Annotated in this window: 17 protein-coding genes and 3 tRNA genes; 9 read left to right on the forward strand and 11 right to left on the reverse strand. The window is 51.9% G+C overall.

Annotation, left to right across the window (positions count from 1 at the left end):
- The first annotated feature begins 157 nt into the window (after positions 1-157).
- A complete protein-coding gene (gene serB / locus DI579_RS05985; protein ID WP_290598766.1) occupies positions 158-1,363 on the forward strand; it encodes a phosphoserine phosphatase SerB in 1,206 nt (401 codons plus the stop codon).
- Between the two features lie 7 nt (positions 1,364-1,370).
- Here the strand turns inward: serB and DI579_RS05990 are convergent, their stop codons facing one another.
- Together DI579_RS05990 and DI579_RS05995 are read right to left on the reverse strand one after the other, a co-directional pair.
- Positions 1,371-3,416, reverse strand: a complete 2,046-nt coding sequence (locus DI579_RS05990) for an ATP-dependent DNA helicase (RefSeq protein WP_290598803.1) — start codon at positions 3,414-3,416, stop codon at positions 1,371-1,373.
- 104 nt (positions 3,417-3,520) lie between these two features.
- Entirely contained in the window at positions 3,521-4,849 is a 1,329-nt protein-coding gene (locus tag DI579_RS05995) for a nicotinate phosphoribosyltransferase (RefSeq protein WP_290598765.1), read from the reverse strand.
- 217 nt (positions 4,850-5,066) lie between these two features.
- Here DI579_RS05995 and murI point away from each other — a divergent pair, with 217 nt between their 5' ends.
- The 5 genes from murI to DI579_RS06020 all read left to right on the forward strand — a co-directional run bounded on the left by murI (position 5,067) and on the right by DI579_RS06020 (position 8,588).
- Positions 5,067-5,996 carry a glutamate racemase gene (murI, locus tag DI579_RS06000; RefSeq protein WP_303678924.1) on the forward strand — a complete coding sequence of 310 codons (930 nt, stop codon included), beginning with the start codon at positions 5,067-5,069 and terminating at the stop codon, positions 5,994-5,996.
- A 213-nt stretch (positions 5,997-6,209) separates the two neighbouring features.
- Positions 6,210-6,935, forward strand: coding sequence for an MBL fold metallo-hydrolase (locus tag DI579_RS06005; protein WP_290598762.1), 726 nt, complete (start codon positions 6,210-6,212; stop codon positions 6,933-6,935).
- Between the two features lie 12 nt (positions 6,936-6,947).
- Positions 6,948-7,727 carry a ribonuclease PH gene (rph, locus tag DI579_RS06010; protein WP_290598760.1) on the forward strand — a complete coding sequence of 260 codons (780 nt, stop codon included), beginning with the start codon at positions 6,948-6,950 and terminating at the stop codon, positions 7,725-7,727.
- A gap of 31 nt (positions 7,728-7,758) precedes the next feature.
- The gene (locus DI579_RS06015; RefSeq protein WP_290598759.1) at positions 7,759-8,412 is read left to right on the forward strand and encodes a non-canonical purine NTP pyrophosphatase; all 654 of its coding nucleotides are present in this window, start codon (positions 7,759-7,761) and stop codon (positions 8,410-8,412) included.
- A gap of 94 nt (positions 8,413-8,506) precedes the next feature.
- Positions 8,507-8,588, forward strand: a tRNA-Leu gene (locus tag DI579_RS06020).
- Between the two features lie 69 nt (positions 8,589-8,657).
- Here DI579_RS06020 and bcp read toward each other — a convergent pair.
- Complete coding sequence (gene bcp / locus DI579_RS06025; RefSeq protein WP_303678925.1) at positions 8,658-9,137, reverse strand: thioredoxin-dependent thiol peroxidase; 480 nt, start codon at positions 9,135-9,137, stop codon at positions 8,658-8,660.
- A 126-nt stretch (positions 9,138-9,263) separates the two neighbouring features.
- Between bcp and DI579_RS06030 the strand changes: the two genes are divergently transcribed.
- Entirely contained in the window at positions 9,264-9,497 is a 234-nt protein-coding gene (locus DI579_RS06030; RefSeq protein ID WP_290598758.1) for a DUF3618 domain-containing protein, read from the forward strand.
- A 132-nt stretch (positions 9,498-9,629) separates the two neighbouring features.
- Here DI579_RS06030 and DI579_RS06035 read toward each other — a convergent pair whose 3' ends face one another.
- From DI579_RS06035 to DI579_RS06060, 6 genes are all read right to left on the reverse strand, one after another.
- On the reverse strand, positions 9,630-10,793 hold the full coding sequence (locus DI579_RS06035) for an Ig-like domain-containing protein (protein ID WP_290598757.1): 1,164 nt from the start codon (positions 10,791-10,793) through the stop codon (positions 9,630-9,632).
- 278 nt (positions 10,794-11,071) lie between these two features.
- A tRNA-Lys gene (locus tag DI579_RS06040) sits at positions 11,072-11,144 on the reverse strand.
- 171 nt (positions 11,145-11,315) lie between these two features.
- On the reverse strand, positions 11,316-11,543 hold the full coding sequence (locus DI579_RS06045; protein ID WP_296237819.1) for a CsbD family protein: 228 nt from the start codon (positions 11,541-11,543) through the stop codon (positions 11,316-11,318).
- Between the two features lie 258 nt (positions 11,544-11,801).
- Positions 11,802-11,874, reverse strand: a tRNA-His gene (locus tag DI579_RS06050).
- 59 nt (positions 11,875-11,933) lie between these two features.
- Positions 11,934-12,572, reverse strand: coding sequence for an oligoribonuclease (orn, locus tag DI579_RS06055; RefSeq protein WP_290598799.1), 639 nt, complete (start codon positions 12,570-12,572; stop codon positions 11,934-11,936).
- 2 nt (positions 12,573-12,574) lie between these two features.
- Positions 12,575-13,384, reverse strand: a complete 810-nt coding sequence (locus DI579_RS06060; RefSeq protein WP_290598754.1) for an SDR family oxidoreductase — start codon at positions 13,382-13,384, stop codon at positions 12,575-12,577.
- A 308-nt stretch (positions 13,385-13,692) separates the two neighbouring features.
- Here DI579_RS06060 and DI579_RS06065 point away from each other — a divergent pair, with 308 nt between their 5' ends.
- Both DI579_RS06065 and DI579_RS06070 read left to right on the forward strand, forming a co-directional pair.
- Positions 13,693-14,292 carry an HNH endonuclease family protein gene (locus tag DI579_RS06065; protein WP_290598752.1) on the forward strand — a complete coding sequence of 200 codons (600 nt, stop codon included), beginning with the start codon at positions 13,693-13,695 and terminating at the stop codon, positions 14,290-14,292.
- A 459-nt stretch (positions 14,293-14,751) separates the two neighbouring features.
- Complete coding sequence (locus DI579_RS06070; RefSeq protein WP_290599372.1) at positions 14,752-14,970, forward strand: helix-turn-helix domain-containing protein; 219 nt, start codon at positions 14,752-14,754, stop codon at positions 14,968-14,970.
- An 86-nt stretch (positions 14,971-15,056) separates the two neighbouring features.
- On the opposite strand, the gene DI579_RS06075 is transcribed toward DI579_RS06070, so the two are convergent.
- Both DI579_RS06075 and DI579_RS06080 read right to left on the reverse strand, forming a co-directional pair.
- Positions 15,057-16,181, reverse strand: a complete 1,125-nt coding sequence (locus DI579_RS06075) for a site-specific integrase (RefSeq protein WP_303678926.1) — start codon at positions 16,179-16,181, stop codon at positions 15,057-15,059.
- Positions 16,168-16,494: a hypothetical protein gene (locus DI579_RS06080; RefSeq protein ID WP_303678927.1), complete on the reverse strand. Its 327-nt coding sequence runs from the start codon at positions 16,492-16,494 to the stop codon at positions 16,168-16,170. The genes DI579_RS06075 and DI579_RS06080 overlap by 14 nt, the downstream gene beginning before the upstream one ends.
- Positions 16,495-16,973 lie beyond the last annotated feature (479 nt).

Consider the following 16,973-nt stretch of genomic DNA (forward strand, 5'->3'; position numbering starts at 1 on the left):
ATAGGGAAGATGGACGCCCTGCCGGGGAAGCAGGACGTCCATCTTTTAACTATCTTTTGGTCATCTTTTGACCTTGTCCACCTCACCCGGAACAATAGGATATACCGAGCGGCCAGCGATAAAGCTAGCACCATAGCCAGCGATAAAAGGACACAGCATGAAAAAAGCGGACACTGTTCTCGTCACCGTCACAGGACGAGATAAGCCGGGTGTCACTTTTGCCCTCATGAGTATTCTCAGCCAGCATGATGCTGTCCTCCTTGATGTACAGCAGGTTGTCATTCGTGGCCGGCTTATCCTGACTGCTCTCATTGAGCGCCTCCCACAGTGCGGGGAACTTGTTACCGACATTGAAAATGGGATGGCCGCACTCGGCATGGACGCCGATATTGAAATCGGCTCCGACCCCGTAGGCTCCGGCTATACCGCAACCCACACAGTTCTCATCCTGGGCCGACCTATCACTGCGGAAGCCTTCTCCCGTATCGCCGGAACCCTCGCCGACCTAGGGGCTAACATTGCCTCCATTAAAGGCGTCGCCGACTATCCGGTAACAGGTATCGCTCTGCAAATTGTGGCCCGCAATGCTTCCGGTGAACGTATTTCCGGTATCCGTACCGCCCTCGCCTCACTTGCTACCGAACTTGGGGTCGATATTTCCTTCGAGCCAGACGAGTACGCTCGCCGTGCGCAACGCCTTATTGTCTTTGATGTTGATTCCACCCTCATCCAAGGTGAAGTCATTGAAATGCTGGCAGCACACGCAGGTAAAGAAGCAGAAGTGAAGGAGATTACAGACCGTGCTATGCGCGGCGAAATCGACTTTGCGGAATCCCTGCGGGAACGTGTCGCAACACTCCAAGGCCTGCCTGCCAGCATCATTAAAGAAGTATCCGACTCAATTGTGCTCACCCCGGGGGCCCGCACCACCATCCGCACCCTTAAACATTTGGGCTTCAAATGCGGTGTTGTCTCTGGCGGCTTTAACCAGGTTATCGCCCCCCTGGCGGAGGATCTGGAACTCGACTTTATGCGGGCAAACGAACTCGATATCAAAGACGGTGTCCTTACCGGCAAAGTTAACGGCGCCATTGTTGACCGCGCCGGCAAAGCCGCAGCACTCAAAGAATTCGCCGAACGGGAACGCGTATCACTGTCGCAAACAGTGGCAGTGGGTGACGGTGCCAACGACATAGACATGTTAAAAGCTGCAGGTATGGGGATCGCCTTCAACGCGAAACCGGCATTACGCACCGTGGCCGATAACTCTGTTAACTTCCCCTATCTTGATGAAGTACTGTTCATGCTGGGTGTTACCCGCTCCCAAATAGTGGCGGTTAATGGGGACATACGCCACGATTAGTGCAGGATTAGTGCAGTGAGCCAGTAATTCTCCGCAGAGAATTGAGCACTACCTCAGTGTTTGTTGTCTCCCAATAGGGTGGAAGGCTCTTCCGCAGGTAGCTACCGTAGCGTGCCGTCACCAGGCGGGAATCCATAACTGCAATAACGCCCCGGTCCGTGCTGGAGCGCAGCAGGCGGCCTGTTCCCTGGGCCAGAAGAAGTGCTGCATGAGATGCGGAGACGGACATGAAGCCGTTTCCGCCGTGCTCATTAATAAAGTCAAGCCGCGCCGACATAAGTGGATCATCGGGGCGGGGAAAAGGGATGCGGTCAATAATAACGAGGGAACAGGACGGCCCGGGAACATCCACACCCTGCCAGAGCCCCAGCGTTCCTACCAGGCAACTTTCTTCCTGCTCGGCGAAGTCCGTGATAAGCGAGCTCATAGTGGCTTGCCCCTGGCAGAGCACTGGGTAGGATACGTGGTCGTCTAGATAGCTGGCTACCTCGTCTGCTGCGCGCCGGGAACTACACAACACCAGTGTGCGGCCACCGGCTGCGTTAATAAGATCCTCCATCCGCTGCAGTGTGGCAGGGGAGGTGGTGCCCTGCGCAGGGCGGGGCAGATCTGCGGCAACGTAAAGAATGCCGGATGATCGGTGGTCAAAAGGAGACCCCACATCCAGGCTTTCCCACGTAGAGGTTGTAGAAGCGGGCGCAGGCGCGGTTGGGGACGCCGACGCGGGTGAAGATGCCGTCGCGGACGTGTCAGAGTCTTGGCTTTGGCTCGGCAGCCCCCATTGACGTGCCATTGTTTGGAATGAGCCGCCTGCCTGCAGTGTGGCAGAGGTAAGAATGACGGTGGAATCCGCGAAAAGATGGTCGCGTAGTACCGCCGAAACAGATAGTGGCGCCACATGAATTTCGTAGCCGCGGCGCTCATCGTGGCTCATCCACACAACATGGGTGGGGGAGCTAGCCATCACCACATCACACACGTCAACAATCTGGTTCAAATTGCCAATAGTTTGTTTCTTCGCAGTGGCTTTTTTCGGGTTGGAGAGAATATCGGCTTCTTGGACGGGACCAATAGATGTTAGAAGCGCACTGGCGGAGGAGCGGAGCACAGTAAGTGCAGCTGTCTGTTGGTCGGTAAGGCTGTCCCAGCGTCCAATGGGACTATTCTCCATGGCAGTAATAGTGTGTTCAATAGTGTCCTGGAAATTGTCGACGTCTTCTTCGCCGGCATAGTGAATAAGGCGCTTCCCCAGCATTTCTAACCCGGTAGCGGAGAGTGTTCCGGCAATAACGTTGGTGACGCGACTCTCTAACTCGTGCGCCTCATCAATAATGACAACATCATGGTCGGGAAGAAGATTGATGGGTGACGCTGCGTCGATAGCCAACATGGCGTGGTTAGTCACAACGATATCTGCTTGATAGGCCTGTTGACGGGCCTGCTCCGCAAAACATTCGGCGCTGAAAGTACAGAGGGAAGAGCCAATACAGGATTGTGTATCTACTGAAAAGGTTTTCCACACAACATCGGAAACACCTGGTTTGAGGTCGTCGCGGTCGCCAGTGTCCGTGTTTAACGCCCACTCGTGGATACGCTGCGCCTGCAAACCCTTTTCAGAGGGAATAAGTGCAGTAGTCCCCTCATCGTCTGTGTCAGGATCGTTACCGGCGTCCAACGCGTTTAGGCACAGATAATTATTGCGTCCCTTTAAGAGCGCAAAAGTGGGTCGCCGCCCAAGGTCTTCCGCAAGCGCATCCACAAGAAGCGGAAGATCACGCCGACATAGCTGGTGTTGCAACGCAATGGTGGCGGTGGACACCACTACAGTGTGTCCAGTTTCCACCGCGTGGCGCAGTGCCGGAACCAGGTACGCCAACGACTTACCGGTACCCGTGCCCGCCTGCACCGCCAAATGCTTGCCGGTAGCCATAGCGCGGTCTACCGCGGTTGCCATCTGCTGCTGGCCGGTACGTTCCTGACCCCCTATAGCCGTCACCGCTTTTTCTAACAGCTCTTCCACACTGGGAAGCGAACTGTGAAGTGAACTAGACAGTGAATCGGGAAGTGAGTCAGATGGCGAGCTAGACGGTGAAGGGGAGTCTGATGCCGGTGAGGAAGCCACGTCAGAGAGATCCTCCACGAGTCCCATAGTCTCCGTTAGAAACCAACAAACTGGGTGGGGATAGCTGGCTCACCACGTGATAGAGAGAGCCCCTCCCACGGCAACTGTTTGAGATTGTCATACAGTAGGCTACGGGCATCATCGAGGGTGGGGAGACCGTCCTGAACTTCACCGTTCACCATGTAGTCAATGGTGAGCTTTTCACAGTTCAGTGTGCCAGTGTCAGGTGTGTCAGCACCCAACGGGGTAACAATTTCGGACACCATCGTGCCAGTGGCGCGAGACGTACGGAAGCCCTGCTTACTACCGCCACGGGTTTCCTTATGGCTGGAGCGTTTCGCAACGCGCTGACCATCCACCTCAACAAGCTTGAAAACAAGCTCGGCAGTGGGAGCACCAGAGCCAGTCACCAGGGACGTCCCCACCCCGTAGGCGTCAACAGGTTCAGCACGAAGCGCCGCAATGGAGTATTCATCCAGGTCACCAGAGACAACAATGTGCGTATTGTGGGCGCCCAAAGAATCAAGCTGCTGACGCACCTGCCGCGCCAGTACACCCAGATCACCGGAGTCGATACGCACCCCGCCCAGTTGCGGGCCGGCTACCTCAATAGCGTTGGCAACACCCTGAGTGATGTCGTATGTATCCACAAGGAGCGTGGTATCCGTCCCCATCGCCTTGATCTGGTGGCGGAAAGCAGCCTTTTCATCGGCCTGGTTATCGGTGGTGTGCAGCAGTGTGAAGGAGTGTGCAGACGTTCCGCCCACGGGGATATTCCAGCGGTAGCCGGCGGCAAGATCCGACGTGCTGGTGAAGCCCGCAATGTAGGCGGCGCGGGCACCAGCCACAGCACTTTCTTCATGGGTGCGCCGGGCGCCCATTTCAATGATGACGCGGCCATCTGCGGCGGCTGCCATGCGTGCGGCGGCGGTGGCGACAGCGCAGTCATGGTTCAGAATGGAGAGCGCGAGTGTCTCTAGGATCTGACATTCAGCAAAAGTGCCTTGCACGGTGAGGATGGGGGAGCCGGGGAAGTAGAGGTCGCCTTCGCGGTAGCCGCTGATGCTTCCGGAGAAGCGGAAGTTCCGCATCCATTCGAGGGTGTCGTCGGAGAGGAAGTCACTGCAGTAGTCAATTTGCTCGTCAGTGAACTGGAAGTTTTGCAGTTGTTCTAGCAGTCGTCCGGTGCCAACAACAACCCCATAGCGGCGGTCGTGGGGCAGACGGCGGCCAAAGATCTCAAAGGTGGTTTGTCGGCTTGCCATGGGTGTGCCATTGGCTTTTTCGGCGGCGAGAGCCGCATCCACCATGGTGAGTTCGTACATATCCGTTAGCAGCGCAGGGGCGCCACGGTAAGTGTCCATAAATACTCTTCTCAGAGGTTTTTACGCGGGTTATGTCTCTAAGTTTACTCACCTCCAGGGGGTATCGAGCGAACTGTCTATAGTGAATAGCAGAGTGAATTACACTGAGGTCGATTACTGAAGTGGATTGTTCTAGCAGTCAACAGTATGAGGGCGTTCACGGATAAGTGATTGATCAGTGCATGATGTGTGGCGGGAAAGGATAAGGATTTCGCGCATGGTAAGCAGTGCGGCAGGGGGCAGTGCGAAAGACGGCAGTGTGGCAGGGGGCAGTGTGGCAGGAGAGAAAACCGCACCCATTGGGGTTTTCGACTCCGGGGTAGGGGGGTTGACGGTTGCACGCGCCATTATTGACCAACTGCCGCACGAGGCTCTTCTTTTCGTGGGTGATGGGGCGCATGGTCCCTACGGTAATCAGTCGATGGAGGCAGTACAGGGGTATGCCGTTGCTATCGGTGATTATCTGGTAGACCAGGGCTGTAAAGCCATTGTTATGGCATGTAATACCGCTACGGCAGCGGCTTACGAGACGTTTCAAAAGCGTTACAGCATCCCCATTGTGCAGGTGATAACTCCGGCAGTGAGGCGTGCTGTGGCGACCACACGATCGGGCAAAGTGGGGGTAATTGCCACACAGGCGACGGTTGATTCAGGTGCCTATGCGCGCGAATTCGAGCGCTTGTGTCAACGCCAGCCAGAGTGCGGGGACGTCACAGTGTTGAGCGTGGCTTGTCCGCGGTTTGTGGATTTTATTGAGCGTGGTGTCACGACGGGACGGCAGGTTTTAGGTTTGGCGGAGGGGTATCTGTCGCCGTTGCAGGAGGCGGGGGTGGATACGCTTGTTTTGGGGTGTACGCATTATCCGCTGCTTTCCGGCATTATTCAGATGGCTGTTGGGATGGATGTTGCACTGATTAACTCTGCGGAGGAAACGACGAAGGATCTTGTGCGGTTTTTAACGGAGCAGGATCTTCTGGCGCCAACTATCCCGGATGACGAAACGGGTATTGATGAAGTGGGTGTTGTGGGAGGTCCGCTGCACCGTTTTGAAACAACTGGCGATCCAGTATTGTTTGAGCACTTGGCGCACCGATTTTTGGGGCCGGTAGTGGGGTCTGTAGAAGCGACGCGGTTATTGGATTACTAAATTACTAGCCGGATGGTAAGCGGTTTTGTCGTTTTAGCGTTCTCTATTTCGTATTGTGGAACCCTATTTTCATTTAGTGATTGATCCTTGTCGCTTTCCTCACACCTTCTTCCTGTTGTGCTATTTTGCCTCGATATTGGCCTCACACTTGAGCTGGAAAACTGGAACCATGGAGACATGCGTTTGACTGTGATTGGTTGTTCAGGAAGTGTCGTGAGTCCCCATTCACCCGCATCCTGCTACCTTCTCCAGTCCGCCGGCCAGCGCCCCATCATCATGGATATTGGTAATGGATCAATGGGAACTCTGCAAGAACTTGTTGATCCCAGCGGCTGCGATCTTGTTAATTCGCATCTTCACCCCGACCACACAGCTGATATTCCCAGCCTTATTGTGTGGAGACGGTATTCGCACCGGTCAACAACACGGCCAGCTACTGTCTTCGGGCCGTCCACATTCCTTAAAAAAGTGGGGGAGTGGTTTGCTGATGATTACGGTTCCTGCCACGACCTTACTGATACTTTTGATTTTCACCCGTGGGATGTAGCTGCGCCCCAGCATCTCAACGGCTGTACTTTTCAGGCTTTTCCTGCCGATCATCCCGGGGAGGCCTACTGTATGCGGGTAACGGAGGATACCACTGGGGCAACATTCTGTTTCTCTGGGGATACTGGGCCTTGCGAAGGTGTTTACAAGGCTAGTAAAGATGTTGATGTCTTCTTGTGTGAGGCAACGTGGACAAGTAATCCTAATCTGCCTGAGCACATGCATCTTACGGGAGCGTTGGCGGGCGCGCTGGCGTCAGAGAATCATGTTGGCCGCTTGTTGCTCACGCATATTTCTCCCTGGACCGATAGTGAAGCTGTTTTGGCGGAAGCTAGGGAGACGTCAACTGTGCCTACTGAACTGGTAAGTCCCCGGGCGGTTTATGAGTGGTAGTAGGCTCTAGGTGTGTCTACTACTGTAAATTCTCGCGCCGATGGGCGTGCTGTTGATGAACTTCGTCCCGTTACTATCACTCGTGGTTTTACCGAGAATCCGGCAGGCTCTGTGCTGATTTCTATGGGGAATACCCGCGTTATGTGCACTGCGTCTGTGACGCAGGGAGTACCCCGTTGGCGTAAAGGATCCGGTCTAGGGTGGCTAACAGCTGAATACTCTATGCTTCCGGCTGCCACGAATGAACGCTCTCAGCGTGAATCCACACGCGGCAAGGTGGGGGGTCGTACGCACGAGATTTCTCGCCTTATTGGCCGTTCTCTGCGGGCAGCTATTGATCTATCGGCACTGGGAGAAAACACTATTGCCCTTGACTGTGATGTACTGCAGGCAGATGGTGGTACGCGGACTGCATCCATCACCGGCGCCTATGTTGCACTTGCTGATGCTGTTACCTATCTACTGTCGCAGGGGCTTATTACCGGTGGTAATCCGCTGAAAAACAGTATTGCGGCAATCTCTGTGGGCGTTATTGACGGCGAAGTACGTCTTGATCTTCCCTATGAGGAGGACTGTCGTGCGGAAGTTGATATGAACATCATCTGCACTGGTGATGGTCGTCTGGTGGAAGTACAGGGTACTGCGGAGGGTGAGCCTTTTGACCGGGCTGTTATGAATAGTCTGCTCGATATGGGGCAAATGGGGTGTGCCGCGTTAAGTAAGACACAAAATGATGTTCTCGCTGCCCCGTATCCCTTCCCCGCTAAGCTCGGTACTGGCAACTGCGTTTAATCACTGCTCCCTAGCGTTATAAGGAGAAACCGTGAAATTACTTGTTGCTTCCCGCAATAAGAAGAAATTGTCTGAACTGGAACGGGTATTAGCTGCTGCGCATCTCACCAGTATTGAAGTCGTCGGTTTAGACGAGGTGAAAGAATATCCAGAAACGCCAGAAACTGGTGCTACGTTTGCCGAGAATTCTCTTATTAAAGCCCGTGACGGTGCCGCTCATTCCGGTTGGGTGACAGTTGCTGATGATTCTGGTCTACAAGTTGATGCCTTGAACGGAATGCCGGGTGTCTTGTCAGCTCGCTGGTGCGGGGAACACGGCCGCGATGAGGACAATCTGCACCTGGTGTTGGGTCAATTGCGTGATGTTCCCGATGAGCGTCGGGGGGCAGGTTTCGTTTCTGCAGTAGCTATTGTGGTACCGGAGTCAGTGGCTAGCGCGGCAAAACTTGCTGAGTATGACCTTCAACCGGAGATGGTTGTTGAGCGGGAATGGCGTGGCAGTATTACACGCCAGCCACGTGGTGACAATGGTTTTGGGTATGATCCCATTTTTCGGCCGTGTGATGCTGATGGGCGCACATCGGCAGAATTAGCACCTGCGGAGAAAGATGAGCGTTCGCATCGTGGCCAAGCTTTACGTGCTGCGCTTCCTCTTTTTACGGCTTTAGCACAGCTGGAAGCATAAATATGCGGCTAGGTTAGCTTAACGATTTGGTATTAAGGATACTGTGACCTGTACAGTATGAGAGTCCCTTATGAGAATTTCTTGTACAGGACATGCGCGAGTGGCGGAATTGGCAGACGCGCTAGATTTAGGTTCTAGTGTCTAAGGACGTGCGGGTTCAAGTCCCGCCTCGCGCACAGAAAAGCCCTTCGGAACGTGGTGTTTCCGGAGGGCTTTAGTGTGTTTACGCGCTTTGAGATGCTGTTTTACAGATTGAGTTCTTTAATGATGCGCGCAACGTGGCCGGTTGCTTTGACGTTATACTTCGCCAAAGCGATAGGATCAACAAGGAAGGTGGAGCGAATAACTCCCTGTACTACTTTCCCGTAGTTTTTCTTCTCTCCGAAGGCTCCCCATTCTTGCATGACAGTCTTATCGGGGTCTGAGAGGAGGGGAAAAGTGAGGTCATATTTGTCGCGGAAGGCGGCAAGTTTTTCTGGTTTGTCGGGAGAAATGGCAATAACGTCAATTCCGGCAGTGTTGAGTTGGGCAAGATTGTCGCGGAAGTCGCAGGCTTCTTTTGTACAGCCGGGAGTGTTGGCGCGTGGATAAAAGTAGACGATAACTCGTTTACCTGCGTAATCGTCAAGGCTGACGGTGTTGTTGTGGTCGTCGGTAAGCGTGAAGCGGGGAGCTTGTTCGCCTGCTGAGAGAGTTACCTTATTCGGTGTTGTAGAAGTGCTCATAGTCACAGCGTAGCGACTTTCCGTTGATTCGTCGGCTATTAGGCCATAGTGCAGTACGCTAAAGGGGGAACACTATCTAAAGTGTGTACGTGAAAATATAGCTGGAAAATATAGCTGGAGGACATTATGGCTCAGGACTTCGACGATATTGAGCTGAACATTGCTGCTGCTCGCGATAACCTTGCGGCAACTCTTGATGAGATTGCCGATCGCGTAGATCCCTCTAACGTTATGGAGAAGGGTAAAGCTGCTGCGAAGGATGCATTGCAGAAGGTTGAGGTGCAGATCGCATTAGGTGTCGCTGCTGCTGTCGCTTTGGGGTCTATCGTTATTTCTATTGTTCGCCATCACAAGAAGTAGCGATTGCATGTAGTGCTTGTGAAACTACGCATTGTCGGTAGTTTTACTTGTTAGCGTGAAAAATAAGGGGTGGGGCTCACACCTATGTGAGCCCCACCCCTTAATGCTTGCTAGCTGTCTGTTGCCTGCTAGCTAGTTGGTGTTCTGGTTAGCATTTCCGGCTTTCCATTGAGACCACGGAATGTTCCAATCTCCTAGGCCTTCAATACCTTCCAAAGTTCCACCCTTAGTATTCTTTACGAATACGGGGTCTCCAGCTTTCATCGTGTGATAGACCCATTCACCGTTTTCGGGGGACACGTTAAGGCACCCGTGGCTAGTATTACTGGATCCTTGTGCCCAAAGGGACCATGGTGCAGCGTGAATGAAGATACCGCTGTATGACATGCGGGTGGCCCAGTAAACAGTGGTTTTGTAGCCTTCTGGCGAGTTTGTGGGAACTCCGAACGTGGAGGAGTCCATAATCATGGATTCGTGCTTGTCGCCAATGTAGTAGATGCCATTAGGGGTTGGATGAGCATCCGATCCCATAGAAATGGGGATAGTCTTAATGACTTGGCCGTTCTTCTTAATAGTGAGTTGGTGCGTGTTATCGTCGGCAAAGCCTTCAACTCGATCCCCAATGGTGTAGGCGGAGTGGAGATCTTTCTGCCCGTAGAGACTATCGCCGAGGTCATGACCATAGCACTTGACGTCAATGTTGATCTTGGTTCCAGGCTTCCAGAAGTGTTCGCCGCGCCAGCGTACTTCAGTATCGCTCATCCAGTAGAAAGCTCCGTCTACTTTCGGAGAGGTCTTAATGTGGATGCAGTCTTGTGCAGCCTGGCGGTTACCAATGGGCTCATCAAATTTCACTGCAACGGGTTGTGCTACACCGGCAACTGTTCCATCGAGGGGATAGATCCAGGGCATTGTGAAATTGTCTGGCTTAACAGTGTGGAAGTTTCGCTGGAAGTTAAAACGCTTATCGCCTTTTGTAGCGAAAGACTTAATGGTGTAGCTCTGGTCATAACCTAGAGGCTCTGTGCTAGACCAATGATTCCCCTCCTGCGTACCCTTTACTTCTTTGCCTGTTTCATCATTGGTAAGCCGTACAGAGCCGAGAGTACCGCTGGTGGCTTGGACCAGGATGGGGGAAACAACGTTAACGTTAGTTGCGGCTTCCCCCACAGATGCCTGTATTGATGGTGGTTTCCCAGAATCTTCTGTTGCGTGGCAGCCAGTTAAGCCAACTGTTAAAGCAACAGTCGCAGCAATAGCTGCGAGAGCGGGATGACGTCGAACAGCACGACGCATAGAGGAACCTCCGAAAAGCAAAAATAATGTGCGCGAAATACACGGAATGTACAGAATGTGTGGAGTACACGGCACCTAATCCGTAGTACTTAACGTGCGCCCAATCTGCACCTAAGCTGTGTCCAAGCTGCGTTCAACCTGTACGGTAGCAATCACGGTATTAATCGCGGTATCAATTTATTCCCTGATAAAGGATGTATCGTTTGCAAGTTTAGCTGTGCCGTGTAACAACAGAAAAACTCCCAGCTAATACTTTTTAGCCGGGAGTTTCTTTCTCGTGCACCACCAGGGACTCGAACCCTGAACCCACTGATTAAGAGTCAGTTGCTCTGCCAATTGAGCTAGTAGTGCATAACTTGTTGCTTTTCACTCTTGCTGTGTGCAACAGAGAAAACTTTATAACGTTCTTTTCCTAGAAACAAATTGACTGGTAAGGGCAGGTAAACGAGAGGGGCGGCAGGCGGTTGATATCCCGCATGCCTCCCCTCGTTGGATATTATGTCCTCATATAAGTGAGGATTATTACTTTTTCAGACCGTTAATGAAGCCCTTGGCTTTATCGGCAACTTTCCCGGCTTTTTCAGCAGCAGCATCTTTTGCGTCGGATAGGGCGTCCTGTGCAGATGCAGCGGCCTGATTAACCTTTCCTTCTGTCTTTAACTGCTCGTCGCCAGTGACGTCTCCAAGGCCTTCCTTGGCTTTACCAGCGATATCTTTAGTGGAGTTTTTGATTTTGTCATCGAGAGACATATAAAGCCCTTTCACATTCTTTCGCAATAGTGTGCAGTCTTTCGCGATGCGAACAGAGCTACGTATTCATGCATACGATCCTGTTCGTGTGGCTATAGCGGCTACATTTTCACGCTAACAAAGTTTCCTCATACGACAAGAGGAAAGGTCAATGATTTTTAGTGATGAAGAGTACAGGGGTATGAGCTGTGTGAACGATGCGTCGATTGAGAGAAATGAAAAGGATCCCCATACGTCGTGTACGGGGATCCTTCTATGGGTGAGTGACGAGACTCGAACTCGCGACAGCCAGGATCACAACCTGGTGCTCTACCAACTGAACTACACTCACCATCAACTCATTATGAGTGCTGCTTCAGGCAGCAAGCTAATACTAGCGAAGATTGTGGTTTAGGAAAAATCGGCAAGTTTTTCTTTAATATCATCTTCGCTGGGACCAGGCTCCGGAACAAAGGCTACAGCGCGGTAATAGGCCAGTTCGCGAATAGATTCTTTAATGTCTGCCATGGCGCGGTGGTTCATACCTTTAGGAGGCTGGTTGACATAGATATAGGGGAACCAGCGGTGGCATAGTTCCTTAATGGTGGAAACGTCAATCATGCGGTAGTGCAGGAAGTTATCGAGCTCCGGCATATCGCGGGCGATGAAAGCGCGATCCGTGGCAATACTGTTGCCAGCTAGTGGTGCGGTACGCGGTTCTTTCACGAAGCGCTTAATGTAGTCCAGTACCTGTTTTTCTGCTTCCGCAACTGTGACGGTACTGCGGCGAATCTCCTCGGTAAGTCCCGAGCGTGCATGCATCTCTGTAACAACATCATCCATGCTATTCAGTAGTTCGTCAGAGGTGTGTATGACTATATCGAGTCCGGGAGTCTGGCCGTCTTCGTCACCGAGGATGTTGAGGTTGCTGTCGGTGACAAGGACGGAGATTTCTACAAGTGCGTCCTTGGCACGGTCAAGGCCGGTCATCTCGCAGTCTATCCAGACAATACGGTCGAGTTTTTCGGGAAGGTGCGTGGGGGAAATCATGGTCATTTGTTATCACCTGCTAGTGCCCCATAACTGAGTTTATTGATGGGGCTTGTAATCATATGTGGAAGGTATCCCACGGCATTCAGCATTTTGCCAATAGCACCAGGAACAATACGCCGTTTGTTACGTGCTAACGCAGCAAGAGACTGTTCTGCAACTTGATCGGAGTTTGCCCACATGAAAGCGGGGATCATGCGGTCGAGGAAGGTTTCTTCACTCTTCGGTTTATCAGAAGGACGAACTGGGCCAGGAGCCAACAAAGTGACATTAATACCGTAGCCTTTGAGCTCATCATGAAGTGACTCAGAGAAGATATTGACGAATGCCTTAGTGCCGGCATAAGTAGCGTTATAGGCAATAGGCATATTGCCTGCGGCGGAACCGACATTCAGAATGGCTCCTTCTCCGCGCTCAATCATGCGTGGGAGTACCGCGAGGACAAGTTCATGAACAGTACTGGCATTGAGCTGGAACTGCAAGTGTTCTTTCTCCTCTGGCAGTTTAGCGACACTGCCGAATGTAGCGGTTCCTGCATCATTGCAAAGGATAGTGACGTCGAGCGTGCGGAGCTCATCGGTAAGTTCTTTACGAGACGCGGGATCGGAAAGATCGCAGGGACGGCACAGTGCCTCCACCCCGTAGGTGGTAGTGATCTCGGTGGCTAATTCTTTAAGGACGTCTGCGCGGCGTGCTACAAGAATAACGTTGTAGCCACGTTGCGCCAGATGTAGTGCGAGAGATCGGCCAATGCCTTGTGAAGCACCAGTAACGACGGAGTAAGTCTGTGTGGTAGGTTGCGGAAATGCCATGTGCCTAAGTCTAGGCTATAACCATGCACAGTACGTTTCTGCATGCCATTCCCCGAGGCGATTCCCGTTGTAGCAGGTCTGTATCTCTACGGTTCATAGGGTTAGTAAGTGCTGCTGTCGTTACGGTGGCAACAGCAGGATGCGCCATAGATGTAGACGGTACGCAAACAGGGGATTCTTCTGGGGAGAGTACTAGTAGTTCGCCCAGTAGTAGCTTACAAACGCATCACTCGGGTAAACCACGTACGCCTGTTTCGCCGCGAGTATCACGGAGGAATAAGAATAAGGCAGCAGGAATTAGGTTTACTGTGCTGCGCGATTTTGGGCTGCATAGTTACCACGATGCGCTTACGCACGCTCGTTTTCTGACGGTAAAGGGACGCGCACCTAAAACTGGTTATAAACGCGCTCAGTATGGGCGAAGTTGGGATGACAATAACGACGCTCCGTTAGGACACAACGGATGTCGAACTCGTGAGGACATTCTGCAACGAGATCTAGTGAATGTGACATTCCGTCCGCGTACGCACGGTTGTGTGGTGGAAACAGGTGTACTGCATGATCCATATACAGGTGATGTTGTCTACTTCCAGCATGGTCAAAAGACAAGTGCCCTAGTGCAGATAGATCATGTGGTTGCACTTGCTGACTCATGGGTTAAAGGTGCGCAGTCGTGGAGTGCGGATGTGCGTCGCGCGTTCGCTAATGATCCCCGTAATCTTTTAGCTGTGTCAGGATGGGTCAATGCACAAAAGGGATCGGGGGATACGGCCACCTGGTTACCACCCAATAAGATTTATCGCTGTGAGTATGTTGCGAGACAGGTTGAGGTAAAGAGGCTTTACGGTTTGTGGGTTACCAAGGCTGAACAAGCTGCAATGATCACTGTGTTGCAAAAGTGTTCATAGAATATCTCGCCGTTATACAAAATTAATGATTGCAACAGATGCAATGTCTCTTAGGTTTAAATGTCCTTTCTGAGTTATAAATAATAAAGCCTGCTCATTTGTGCAAAAACTATTTTTATTCTCTACAAATGCTAAGTTTGGTGACATTGTGAATACTTCTTCGAAGGCATGGTGTTGTGTACACCCGTAGTTCGCCTAGATAGCGAAATGATTTCGGGGAAGTGGCAATAAGGTTCTCTTTTCTTAAGAAATTGTAGGAATAACTAAATCGTTCTTGTAACAAGATATCTTCTGTAGAAGACAATTGCGGTGACTACAGTATTGATGTTTGCAGATCAGCGTATGTCGTTGAATAAATAGCTACATAACGCTGTCATCTGCATAATCAGGGGAGGGTTTACCTTCTACGAATGAGAGCGCGCTCCGCAGGTCTACATCTTGATCGATAAAAGGAGTTATATGTCTAATAAGTGGGAAATGCTTGGTCAGCTACAAGAACAGTCAACTCGGCTGCGTAAAGTAGAGAAACAATTAGACAAGCTACAGAGCGAGCGCTACCAACTGGTGCAGTCTGCACACGGTAAAGGTGTTCGAATTTCTGAGATCTGTGAAGCAACCGGACTTTCTCGTCCTGGTGTCTACCGTATTCTGAGCCTTGAAGAGGCGCTCCTTTCATAGCTCATTAACGGTCAGTAGACCCGTAAATTTATGTCCTCAACCTTTTCTTAAGGCTGAGGACATAAATTTATGTAGGGTTTTAGGGTTTACAAAGCTTTCGCGTAAAGCATTGCACGAAGTGCTATATAAGCGCCCCCAGAAGGATTCGAAGCGTTAAGACGGTCGGCGAGCTGATCAAGATCATCATCAAATAAATCTGCGTACACGTCGAGTGTCATTGCTGCCGAGGAGTGGCCGAGCATCCGCTGGACGGCTTTTATGTTCGCGCCGGATTGTACGGCGAGACTAGCTGCCGTGTGCCTAAGTTCGTGCGGTGTGATGCGGGGTATGCCTGACGTCTTGATTGCGCGGGCCCAGTAGCCCTCACGGGCGTTGGGGCGGGGCACATAGCCTCCTCTAGGGGCTTCCCACACTAGGCCACCTGTAGGCACCGTACGCATATGCTTTTCTAGCTTGTCGGCCACTAGACCAATGATGGGAACTGTGCGCTCCTCGTTGCTTTTAGGGGTGCCTAAATGGACTTTCTTATCCAGCCAGACGGCGTTCTTGTTGATAGTAATTCTATGGCGGAGCAGATCAATATCGTTAGTGGTTAACGCGATAGCTTCACCCCAGCGCAGGCCACAGTAGCCGATAACGAGGACCAGTGTTTCGTACTCTCCGCAGGCCGCCGCGAACGCTTGTAGCTGCTCGTGAGTGAGGTAGGTTTTCCTGGCTCTCGTCTTTTTCGGAAGCGGTATTCCCTCAACCGGGTTAGTAAGGATGGCACGGTCGCGTACCGCGTCCTTGTAGATATTGTTCAATATCTGGTGCGCGTAGCGTTTCGTGGTGGCCGCTAAGGGTTTTCCCTCCCTGGTGGTCATGTTTGCGAGCCAGTCCGCAACCTCAGTGTGCTTCACACTATCCAGCGTCCGGGAGCCCCATTGAGGCTTAACCTTTGCTTCCCACACGTTCCTGAGAGAGCGGAGACTAGACGGCTTAAGGTGAGTCTGTCGGTTAAGCCACGCGTCCCCCAACTCTCCGATAGTTTGTTTCCCGCCTTTTTCGTCTACCCACTGGCCGGTGAGGATATCTGAGACGAGTTTTGTTTCCCACGCTTTGGCGGCTGTTTTGGTAAGGAATCCGCGCTTCTGTGTACGGGTGCCGTCTGGGCGACTGTAGGCTACTGACCAGCGGGGGCCTTTAGCCGTGGTGTATTTATGGACGCTCATCTTTAGTAACGGAGTAACCTATTGCCTTGAGTGCCTCGATTGCGGCCTCTGGGTTGTCTGTGACAGCAGCGCGTGTCTGTGTTCTTATCCATTCGTCTCGTGATTTTTGGATGATTTCGAGAGCATTGTCTGGGTGAGAAACGCCGCACTGCCGGATGAGAAGCTCAATGACATCTTCAATTGTAGGGCGGAATCGTTTACCGCCCACTGGGATATGCAGGACGTCTGTTGTCTGCGGTAAGTATTGTCGATTACTCGACCTATTCTTTCCAATTCTGGGAGTGAGATAGTCGAAGAGACTGTTTGCGCCCACCACATGAGCATGGCAGCTAATGTACGAATTATCGTCGCGATTGAAATCTATTCGGATGACAGGGCGTGTTTTTTCTCCGTAGCCTATCTTGATGCGGATATGTGATTCCTCTACTGCAAAGTATCGGCCAGAGCTTGACGCGCAGCATGAAAAATCACTTGCGAGCACACCGAACTGTTTCCCTGGACAATTGTCGGAAATGAGTTTTTTGGTTGTACGGATAATTGAAGCCTGCGGCCCTGTAACGTCAGAATGAACTTTGGCAACGGGCCCACTTAGGGTGTCGTTTAAAGTGGATGAGATGTGTGAAGAGAACTCTTTCGTTTTCTCTTCAAATGTTTTAGCGTCCATGCTTAATAAGGAAATTAAGCTGCCAAACTCTCTCGATACGGCATTGGTCGCTGTAGTCGAGCATATTCATGTTGTAGAGGTCTGTGGCGTCTTCTTCTGACATGCCTAGTTCTTCAAGGAGCTTAGCC

The sequence above is a fragment of the Lawsonella clevelandensis genome, assembly GCF_003241315.1.
GTDB lineage: Bacteria > Actinomycetota > Actinomycetes > Mycobacteriales > Mycobacteriaceae > Lawsonella > Lawsonella clevelandensis_A.

Excerpts from the sequence above, each read along its gene's own strand:
- serB (WP_290598766.1), top strand. The coding sequence starts at position 158 with ATGAAAAAAGCGGACACTGTTCTCGTCACCGTCACAGGACGAGATAAG.
- DI579_RS05995 (WP_290598765.1), bottom strand. The coding sequence starts at position 4,849 with ATGGACACTTACCGTGGCGCCCCTGCGCTGCTAACGGATATGTACGAA.
- murI (WP_303678924.1), top strand. The coding sequence starts at position 5,067 with ATGGTAAGCAGTGCGGCAGGGGGCAGTGCGAAAGACGGCAGTGTGGCA.
- bcp (WP_303678925.1), bottom strand. The coding sequence starts at position 9,137 with ATGAGCACTTCTACAACACCGAATAAGGTAACTCTCTCAGCAGGCGAA.
- DI579_RS06030 (WP_290598758.1), top strand. The coding sequence starts at position 9,264 with ATGGCTCAGGACTTCGACGATATTGAGCTGAACATTGCTGCTGCTCGC.
- DI579_RS06035 (WP_290598757.1), bottom strand. The coding sequence starts at position 10,793 with ATGCGTCGTGCTGTTCGACGTCATCCCGCTCTCGCAGCTATTGCTGCG.
- DI579_RS06045 (WP_296237819.1), bottom strand. The coding sequence starts at position 11,543 with ATGTCTCTCGATGACAAAATCAAAAACTCCACTAAAGATATCGCTGGT.
- orn (WP_290598799.1), bottom strand. The coding sequence starts at position 12,572 with ATGATTTCCCCCACGCACCTTCCCGAAAAACTCGACCGTATTGTCTGG.
- DI579_RS06060 (WP_290598754.1), bottom strand. The coding sequence starts at position 13,384 with ATGGCATTTCCGCAACCTACCACACAGACTTACTCCGTCGTTACTGGT.
- DI579_RS06070 (WP_290599372.1), top strand. The coding sequence starts at position 14,752 with ATGTCTAATAAGTGGGAAATGCTTGGTCAGCTACAAGAACAGTCAACT.
- DI579_RS06075 (WP_303678926.1), bottom strand. The coding sequence starts at position 16,181 with ATGAGCGTCCATAAATACACCACGGCTAAAGGCCCCCGCTGGTCAGTA.